This is a genomic window from Streptococcus oralis SK610, from assembly GCF_000257455.1.
GTDB lineage: Bacteria > Bacillota > Bacilli > Lactobacillales > Streptococcaceae > Streptococcus > Streptococcus oralis_CB.
In genome coordinates this window covers 1-9,108 of record NZ_AJKQ01000009.1, presented here as the reverse complement: position 1 = coordinate 9,108, position 9,108 = coordinate 1, and the positions used below count along the sequence as shown (strand labels likewise).

7 protein-coding genes are annotated in these 9,108 nt (G+C 41.9%); all 7 read left to right on the top strand.

Annotated features, from left to right (window positions below):
• A partial coding sequence (locus tag HMPREF1115_RS06200; protein ID WP_000519535.1) for an SIALI-17 repeat-containing surface protein occupies positions 1-1,341 on the top strand: 1,341 nt, incomplete at its 5' end.
• 129 nt (positions 1,342-1,470) lie between these two features.
• On the top strand, positions 1,471-4,104 hold the full coding sequence (gene polA / locus HMPREF1115_RS06195) for a DNA polymerase I (RefSeq protein ID WP_025170989.1): 2,634 nt from the start codon (positions 1,471-1,473) through the stop codon (positions 4,102-4,104).
• 276 nt (positions 4,105-4,380) lie between these two features.
• Positions 4,381-4,671 carry a thiamine-binding protein gene (locus tag HMPREF1115_RS06190; RefSeq protein ID WP_000647679.1) on the top strand — a complete coding sequence of 97 codons (291 nt, stop codon included), beginning with the start codon at positions 4,381-4,383 and terminating at the stop codon, positions 4,669-4,671.
• Positions 4,634-5,392 carry an ABC transporter permease gene (locus HMPREF1115_RS06185; RefSeq protein ID WP_198429608.1) on the top strand — a complete coding sequence of 253 codons (759 nt, stop codon included), beginning with the start codon at positions 4,634-4,636 and terminating at the stop codon, positions 5,390-5,392. The genes HMPREF1115_RS06190 and HMPREF1115_RS06185 overlap by 38 nt, the downstream gene beginning before the upstream one ends.
• Before the next feature lie 35 nt (positions 5,393-5,427).
• Entirely contained in the window at positions 5,428-6,435 is a 1,008-nt protein-coding gene (locus tag HMPREF1115_RS06180; protein WP_000754557.1) for an ABC transporter substrate-binding protein, read from the top strand.
• Positions 6,435-7,163 (top strand): ABC transporter ATP-binding protein, encoded by a 729-nt coding sequence (locus HMPREF1115_RS06175; RefSeq protein WP_000136206.1) that lies wholly within the window; start codon positions 6,435-6,437, stop codon positions 7,161-7,163. Before HMPREF1115_RS06180 ends, HMPREF1115_RS06175 begins: the two co-directional genes overlap by 1 nt.
• Before the next feature lie 203 nt (positions 7,164-7,366).
• On the top strand, positions 7,367-9,108 hold a 1,742-nt coding region (locus tag HMPREF1115_RS06170), incomplete at its 3' end, for a Spy0128 family protein (protein WP_025170987.1).

Sequence of the window (9,108 nt, the reverse complement as noted above, 5' to 3'; positions counted from 1 at the left end):
ATCGAAGAAGGCGATATCGATGCCTCAGACTTATTGGCAGATTTCTTGGCAGAAGACAGCGATCAAGTAACACCAGCCGAAGCAAAAACTCAATCTCAACTTTCAAGTCAAGACCAAGCTAAACTTACTGCAGCAGATAAGGAAGCAGCGGAAGAAGCAGCAAAAGTTCGAACAGAATTGCTTTCAACTATTGAAGGTATCGAAAAATCAACCATCGACGACATCAATAAAGATGCCACTATCACTGATAAGGAAGCAGCGATTAAGGTAGCTAAAGAAGTGATTGGCAAGGATGCTATCTTGAAAGCCATCGAAGAAGGAGATATTGAAGCGTCCGACTTATTGGCAGATTTCTTGGCAGAAGATAGTGAACAAGTAACACCGGCCGAAGCAAAAACTCAATCTCAACTTTCAAGTCAAGACCAAGCTAAACTCGCTGCAGCTGACAAGGAAGCAGCGGAAGAAAATAGTAATGCGAAAAAACTTGAGCTAAGTAAATTAGAAGAGCAAGTTGCTAAGATTAAAGTGCAATTATCAAGTTTACAAGTTTCTGGGGACAAGAATAGTCAAGTCAAAGACTTGCAACAAGCTTTAGCAGACTATGAGGATGCTATTAAGACTCTAAGTAGTGTTATGTCAGCTGTTCTTGAAATTGAAGACTTTAAAGGTGGGGTGAACGCAGTAGAAGCTGCAAGTGCAGAGTTGCCAGAATACAACAAAGGTGCAAACGCGGTAGAAGCTGCTGTAAATAAACTCCCAGTCTATGCAGAAAGTGGCGCTCCAGTCGTAGCGAACGTTCCAGCTTACGGAGAAAGCGGTGCACCAATAGTAAACAACACTCTGCCTTATGCAGAAAGTGGCGCTCCAGCCGTAGCGAATGTTCCAGCTTACGGAGAAAGCGGTACACCAATAGTAAACAACACTCTGCCTTATGCAGAAAGTGGCGCCCCAGCTCTAGCAAATGTTCCAGCTTACGGAGAAAGTGGTACACCAATAGTAAACAACACTCTGCCTTATGCAGAAAGTGGCGCCCCAGCTCTAGCAAATGTTCCAGTTTATGCAGAAAGTGGTGCTCCGGCAGTGGCTACTATTCCAGCCTATGCTGAAAAGATTGAACCTGCGGTAAATGAAGTTCCAGAATACACTGGCAGTGTAGCTCCTTTGGCTACAAATCCGACTCTTGGAACTGAACAAGATCGTACCTACAAAGCGCCTGCAGCAACAGATGAGCAACTCCTTCCAAATACAGGAAGCCAAGATGCTTCAGCAGTCGCATCACTAGGATTTGTTGGTCTCCTTCTTGGTTTGCTACCATTTGCAAAGAGAAAATTGAACAAATAAATCGCATGAAATCGATAAAAGAAAAGGATTTGAATGGTCCTTTTCTTTTTTATGGTGAAATAGGGATAAGTCCAAGTTTTTCAGCTCTTTCCGATGGTATTTTTCCTTGCTTTCCTTTATAATGGGTGTATGGACAAGAAAAAATTATTATTAATTGATGGATCTTCTGTTGCTTTTCGAGCTTTTTTTGCGCTTTATCAGCAGTTGGATCGGTTTAAAAATGCTAATGGCCTTCATACTAATGCGATCTACGGTTTTCAACTCATGTTGAATCATGTCTTAGAGCGGGTTGAGCCTAGTCATGTTTTGGTAGCCTTTGATGCAGGTAAGACGACTTTCCGGACAGAGATGTATGCAGACTACAAGGGTGGCCGTGCTAAAACTCCAGATGAGTTTCGTGAGCAATTTCCCTTCATTCGTGAGTTGTTAGACCATCTTGGAATTCGCCATTATGAATTGGCCCAGTATGAAGCTGATGATATCATCGGGACCCTAGGTCGTTTGGCTGAGAAGGATTCTTTTGATGTAACAATCGTTAGCGGAGACAAGGACTTGATCCAGTTGACGGATGAGCATACGGTGGTCGAGATTTCCAAGAAAGGTGTGGCTGAGTTTGAGGCCTTTACGCCAGACTATCTTATGGAAAAAATGGGCCTCACACCAGCTCAGTTTATCGATCTTAAGGCCCTGATGGGGGATAAGTCCGATAATATCCCTGGTGTCACGAAAATCGGTGAAAAGACAGGTATCAAGCTCTTGCTGGAGCATGGCTCGCTCGAGGGTATTTATGAACATATCGATGGGATGAAGGCTTCAAAGATGAAGGAAAATCTCATCAATGACAAGGAACAAGCCTTCCTATCTAAAACCTTAGCAACCATTGATACTCAGGCACCGATTGAGATTGGCCTTGATGATTTGGTCTATAGTGGCCCAGATGTGGAAAATCTCGGGAAATTCTACGATGAGATGGGCTTCAAACAGCTTAAACAAGCTTTAAATGTGTCATCGACGGATGCGCCTGAGAGCTTGGATTTCACTATCGTTGACCAAGTCAGTCAAGACATGCTGAGTGCCGACTCTATCTTCCACTTTGAACTCTTTGGTGAGAACTACCATACAGATGACTTGGTTGGTGTTGCCTGGTCTTGTGGAGACAAACTCTACGCTACAGATAAGCTAGAACTTCTGCAAGCTCCGATTCTCAAGAATTATCTAGAAAAAACACCTCTAAAAGTGTATGACTTTAAGAAAGCTAAGGTTCTTTTAAATCGCTTGGGCTTGAACCTGCAGGCCCCTGCTTTTGACAGTCGCTTGGCCAAATATCTCCTCTCTACTGTCGAGAATAATGAAATTTCAACCATTGCGAGTCTCTATGGTCAGACTTATTTAGTCGATGATGAAACTTTTTACGGCAAGGGTGTCAAGAAAGCCATCCCTGAGAGAGAGAAATTCTTGGAGCATTTGGCTCGCAAGGTCACAGTATTGGTTGAGACTGAGCCAGTTTTACTTGAAAAACTCAGTGAACATGGACAGTTAGATCTCCTCTATGACATGGAGCAACCTCTGGCTTTTGTCCTTGCCAAGATGGAAATTGCTGGAATCAAGGTCAAAAAAGAGACCCTGCTTGAGATGCAAGCTGAAAATGAGCTTGTTATTGAAAAGCTAACTCAAGAGATTTATGAATTGGCTGGTGAGGAGTTTAACATCAACTCGCCTAAGCAGTTGGGCGAACTACTTTTTGAAAAGCTAGGTCTCCCTATAGAATACACCAAGAAAACCAAGACAGGTTACTCGACAGCAGTGGATGTGTTAGAGCGCCTAGCTCCTATTGCCCCAATCGTCAAGAAAATTCTAGACTATCGTCAAATTGCTAAGATTCAATCGACTTATGTGATTGGTTTGCAGGATTGGATTTTAGCGGATGGCAAGATTCACACGCGCTATGTGCAGGATTTGACTCAGACAGGGCGTCTGTCTAGTGTGGATCCAAACTTGCAAAATATTCCTGTTCGCTTGGAACAAGGTCGCCTCATTCGTAAGGCTTTCGTGCCAGAGTGGGAGGATAGTGTCCTTCTCAGCTCTGACTACTCACAGATTGAATTGCGCGTTTTGGCGCATATCTCTAAAGATGAGCACTTAATCAAGGCCTTCCAAGAAGGAGCGGATATCCATACCTCGACAGCCATGCGGGTCTTTGGAATTGAACGCCCTGAGGATGTGACTCCAAACGACCGTCGTAATGCCAAGGCTGTAAACTTTGGAGTGGTTTACGGGATTTCAGACTTTGGTTTGTCTAATAATCTGGGCATCAGCCGTAAGGAAGCCAAAGCCTACATTGATACCTACTTTGAACGTTTCCCGGGCATTAAAAACTACATGGACGAAGTGGTGCGTGAAGCGCGTGATAAGGGCTATGTGGAGACCCTCTTCAAACGTCGTCGTGAGTTGCCAGATATCAATTCGCGCAACTTTAACATTCGTGGTTTTGCAGAGCGGACTGCCATCAACTCTCCTATTCAGGGTTCAGCAGCAGATATTCTCAAGATTGCTATGATTCAGCTAGACAAAGCTCTAGTTGAAGGTGGCTATCAGACCAAGATGCTCTTGCAAGTGCATGATGAAATCGTCCTTGAAGTTCCGAAATCAGAACTAGCAGCTGTCAAAGTACTAGTGAAACAAACCATGGAAGAAGCCATCCAAATCAGTGTTCCCCTTATTGCAGATGAAAATGAAGGGGCAACCTGGTACGAGGCTAAATAAGAAAGCTATGACAGAGTTTGAAGCGCGTGCCTTCAAACTCTTTTTCATAGTTTTCTGTAAGCAGTTTCCTTGACTTTTCCTTGTATTTGCGTTACTATATTTCCATATAAGATATGGGAGTCTGTGTACAGTCTGAGAGGGAGTGTTAAACTTCGACCGCACCTGATCTGGGTAATGCCAGCGTAGGGAACGATACTTAGCCGAATTCTGCACCTTTTCCATATATGGAAGAGGTTTTCTTTTTGTCAAAAGGAAATCTGAGAAAAGGAGGTTTTTATGAAAGCAAGCATTGCCTTGCAAGTTTTGCCCCTATCACAGGGGATTGATCGAATTGCTATTATCGATCAAGTGATTGCTTATCTGCAAGTTCAGTCCGTGACCATGGTGGTGACACCCTTTGAAACGGTTTTGGAAGGAGAGTTTGATGAGCTCATGCGCATTCTCAAAGAAGCGCTTGAAGTGGCCGGGCAGGAGGCAGATAATGTCTTTGCCAATGTCAAAATAAATATAGGAGAGATTTTAAGTATTGATGAGAAACTTGAAAAGTATACTGAGACGACACATTAGTCTATTGGGTTTTCTAGGAGTCTTGTCAATCTGGCAGTTAGCAGGAATATTCAAACTTTTACCCAAGTTTATCCTACCAACTCCCTTTGAAATTCTCCAGGCCTTTGTTCGTGACAGAGAATTTCTCTGGCACCATAGCTGGGCGACCTTGAGAGTGGCTTTACTCGGACTAGTCTTAGGAGTCTTGATTGCCTGTCTCATGGCGGTGCTTATGGATAGTATGACTTGGCTCAATGACTTGATTTACCCTATGATGGTGGTTGTTCAGACCATTCCGACCATTGCCATAGCGCCTATCTTGGTCTTGTGGCTAGGCTATGGAATTTTGCCCAAGATTGTCTTGATAATCTTGACGACAACCTTCCCTATCATCGTCAGTATTTTAGATGGATTTAGGCACTGTGACAAGGATATGCTGACCTTGTTTAGTCTGATGCGGGCAAATCGTTGGCAAATCCTGTGGCATTTTAAAATCCCTGTCAGTCTGCCTTACTTTTATGCAGGTCTGAGGGTCAGTGTCTCCTACGCCTTTATCACAACAGTGGTATCTGAGTGGTTGGGAGGCTTTGAAGGACTAGGTGTCTACATGATTCAGTCTAAAAAACTGTTTCAGTATGATACCATGTTTGCCATTATTATTTTGGTGTCGATTATCAGTCTTCTAGGGATGAAGCTGGTCGATATCAGTGAAAAATATGTGATTAAATGGAAACGTGCTTAAAAGAAGCGTTTTGTAAAAAGAAAAGAGGAAATAAAATGAAGAAAACATGGAAAGTGTTTTTAACGCTTGTAACAGCTCTTGTAACTGTCGTACTGGTAGCTTGTGGCCAAGGAACTGCTTCTAAGGACAATAAAGAAGCAGAAGTCAAGAAGATTGACTTTATCCTAGACTGGACACCAAACACCAACCATACAGGGCTGTATGTAGCCAAGGAAAAAGGCTATTTCAAAGAAGCTGGAGTGGATGTTGATTTGAAATTGCCACCAGAAGAAAGCTCGTCTGACTTGGTGATCAATGGCAAGGCGCCATTTGCTATCTATTTCCAAGACTACATGGCTAAGAAATTGGAAAAAGGAGCAGGAATCACTGCCGTTGCCGCTATCGTAGAGCACAATACATCAGGAATCATTTCTCGCAAATCTGACAATGTCACCAGTCCAAAAGACTTGGTTGGCAAGAAATACGGAACTTGGAATGACCCGACTGAGCTTGCTATGTTGAAAACCTTGGTGGAATCTCAAGGTGGAGACTTCGAAAAGGTCGAAAAAGTACCAAACAACGACTCAAACTCCATCACACCAATTGCCAATGGTGTTTTTGACACTGCTTGGATTTACTACGGTTGGGATGGTATCCTTGCCAAATCTCAAGGCGTAGACGCTAACTTCATGTATTTGAAAGACTATGTCAAGGAGTTTGACTACTACTCACCAGTTATCATCGCTAACAACGACTATCTGAAAGACAACAAAGAAGAAGCTCGTAAAGTTATCCAAGCTATCAAAAAAGGCTACCAATATGCCATGGAACATCCAGAAGAAGCTGCAGATATCCTCATCAAGAATGCTCCCGAACTCAAGGAAAAACGTGATTTCGTTATCGAATCTCAAAAATACTTGTCGAAAGAATACGCAAGCGACAAGGAAAAATGGGGACAATTTGACGCAGACCGTTGGAATGCCTTCTACAAGTGGGATAAAGAAAATGGTATCCTCAAGGAAGACTTGACTGACAAAGGCTTCACTAACGAATTTGTAAAATAATGACAGAAATTAGACTCGAACATGTAAGTTATGCCTATGGCGATGAAAAGATTTTAGAGGATATCAACCTGCAGGTGACTTCGGGTGAAGTAGTTTCTATCCTAGGTCCAAGTGGTGTTGGAAAGACCACCCTCTTTAACCTAATCGCTGGGATTTTAGAAGTCCAGTCTGGGAGAATTGTCCTTGACGGCGAGGAAAATCCCAAGGGGCGCGTGAGTTATATGTTGCAAAAGGATCTCCTCTTGGAGCACAAGACGGTGCTTGGCAATATCATCCTGCCACTCTTGATTCAAAAGGTGGATAAGGCAGAAGCTATTGCCCGAGCGGATGAAATTCTTGCGACCTTCCAGTTGACAGCTGTACGGGACAAGTATCCTCACGAACTCAGTGGAGGGATGCGTCAGCGTGTGGCCTTGCTTCGTACCTATCTTTTCGGACACAAGCTCTTTCTTCTTGACGAGGCTTTTAGCGCTTTGGATGAGATGACCAAAATGGAACTCCACGCTTGGTATTTGGAGATTCACAAGCAGTTGCAGCTGACGACCTTGATTATCACCCACAGCATTGAGGAGGCCCTCAATCTCAGTGACCGTATCTATATCTTAAAAAATCGGCCCGGACAGATTGTTTCAGAAATTAAACTAGAGTGGTCTGAAGGTGAGGACAAGGAAGTCCAAAAAATTGCCTACAAACGACAAATCTTAGCAGAATTGGGATTAAATACGTAGCTTTTAGGAAATTAGTATATATTAAATCCAAGCGAAATTCTTGCCTGTATTTAATTGTTTCAAAGCTGATGGACATGCATGATTGGGCTTATTATTTAAATAAATGGTAAGTTAATATAAAAATAAATAAATTTTAGTTGACATTTTGTCATGAATCTGTATAATATAATTGAACCATTATAGACAATAAGGAGGATAATGTGGTGAAAAAGAGAACTAGTAAACTCTTTCATGGCTTGATGGCCTTGCTGCTAGTAGTGTCAGTTTTTCTACCTGCACTCAAAGTTAGCACAGTTGTTCAAGCGGAGGAACTACCAGCGAGCAGTTATACAATGAAAACTGTTTCAACAATCAACAATAACAAACTTGTTGATGGCGCTAAGTACGGGGAAGGTAAATTCTATCTTCAACCAACTTATAGTTTCCCAAATGATGTAACCCTCAAAGATGGGGATTACATGGTGTATCATGTTCCAAACGAATTTAAAATTGAAAAAGATTCTGTTACGGAATTGAAAGCACCAGATGGGCAAACAACTATTGCTGAATTGACAACTAGTAGAGCAGATAACACAGCTACTGTCAAAGTAACAAATGCTGCTTACTTTGCTAATTTGTCAGAGAACAAGGCAATTACAGCCTTGTTTACAGTCGTTTGGGCAGATAGTGTTAAATTAAACACTCCTTATCAAATTGATATCCCAGGTGACCAAGTTTATACTTTGACTCGTATCGTCCCAGATGATGACCCAACTGGATTTACTAAATGGGGAGTTCAAGACTCAGACGATCCTAACTATGTAAACTGGCGTATCCGTGTTAACCGCTATGCAAAATCTTACACAGGGGTTAAACTCGAAGATACTATTCCAGAAGGACAAGTTCTTGCGAGTGAAATTACTGGTTACTACTTTACTGAGTGGAACAAAGCTGAAGCTCGTCCAAGACTAGAAGCTGCCCATATCAACGTTGTTGATGGAAATCACTTTACAATCACTCCAAACGGTGATGGTACAATGGACGGACAAGGTCTCTATATCCTATATAAAACTCGTCTAACTGCTCCAGTTGACAATGCAACTAAAAAAGCATTCAACGATGTAAAAGCGACAACAGATCAAGAAACATTTGATGTTCATGGATTTGCTCCTTTGACAACTACGGAAGGTATCGGTTCAGGTGCGAAGTCTGATGAGGTTGAATTCCAAGTTAAGAAAAAACTTGAAGGAAAAACTCTTGAGGCAGATGCATTTACTTTCCAATTGATTGCTCCAGATGGTTCTGTAACTGAAGCTAAAAACGATGCTGAAGGAAATATTAAATTCCCAACAGTTAAATTCTCTAATGAAGGTACATTCAAATACCAAATTAAAGAAGTAAATGACAACAAAAAAGGCTATACATACGATGATTCAGTACTTGAAGCAGAAGTTACTGTAGCAAACGTGTATGGTCAAAAGATTGCCAGCGTTAAATATAAAGATTCTAAGAAAGAATTTACAAACTCATACGCTGCTAAAGAAGCAAAACTTCAACTTGAAGCTACTAAAGTCTTGAATGGTAAAGCTATTGAGGCTGGTCAATTTGAATTTGAGTTGAAAGAAAACGGAGCAGTTCTCCACACTGTTTCAAACGATGCAAACGGTAAGATTCAATTCCCAGAACTTAAGTTCACACAAGAAGAAACCCGTACATTCACTATCGCTGAAAAAGCAGGTGATGTAGCCGGAGTTGAATACGATCCAAATGCTTATGAAGTAAAAGTAGTCGTTAAAGATAACGGTCAAGGTCAACTTGTTGCAACACCAGATACAAAGAACATTACTTTCACAAACGTTTATAAAGCCGCTTCAACAGATGCGACAATCAAAGCTAAGAAAGTCTTGAATGGTAAAGAACTTGTAGCTGATGCTTATACTTTCGAATTGAAAGAAAAAGATACAGA

What these genes read in the sequence shown, in the direction of transcription:
- HMPREF1115_RS06190 (WP_000647679.1), top strand. Translation starts at nt 4,381, where the DNA reads ATGAAAGCAAGCATTGCCTTGCAAGTTTTGCCCCTATCACAGGGGATT.
- HMPREF1115_RS06185 (WP_198429608.1), top strand. Translation starts at nt 4,634, where the DNA reads ATGAGAAACTTGAAAAGTATACTGAGACGACACATTAGTCTATTGGGT.
- HMPREF1115_RS06175 (WP_000136206.1), top strand. Translation starts at nt 6,435, where the DNA reads ATGACAGAAATTAGACTCGAACATGTAAGTTATGCCTATGGCGATGAA.
- HMPREF1115_RS06180 (WP_000754557.1), top strand. Translation starts at nt 5,428, where the DNA reads ATGAAGAAAACATGGAAAGTGTTTTTAACGCTTGTAACAGCTCTTGTA.
- polA (WP_025170989.1), top strand. Translation starts at nt 1,471, where the DNA reads ATGGACAAGAAAAAATTATTATTAATTGATGGATCTTCTGTTGCTTTT.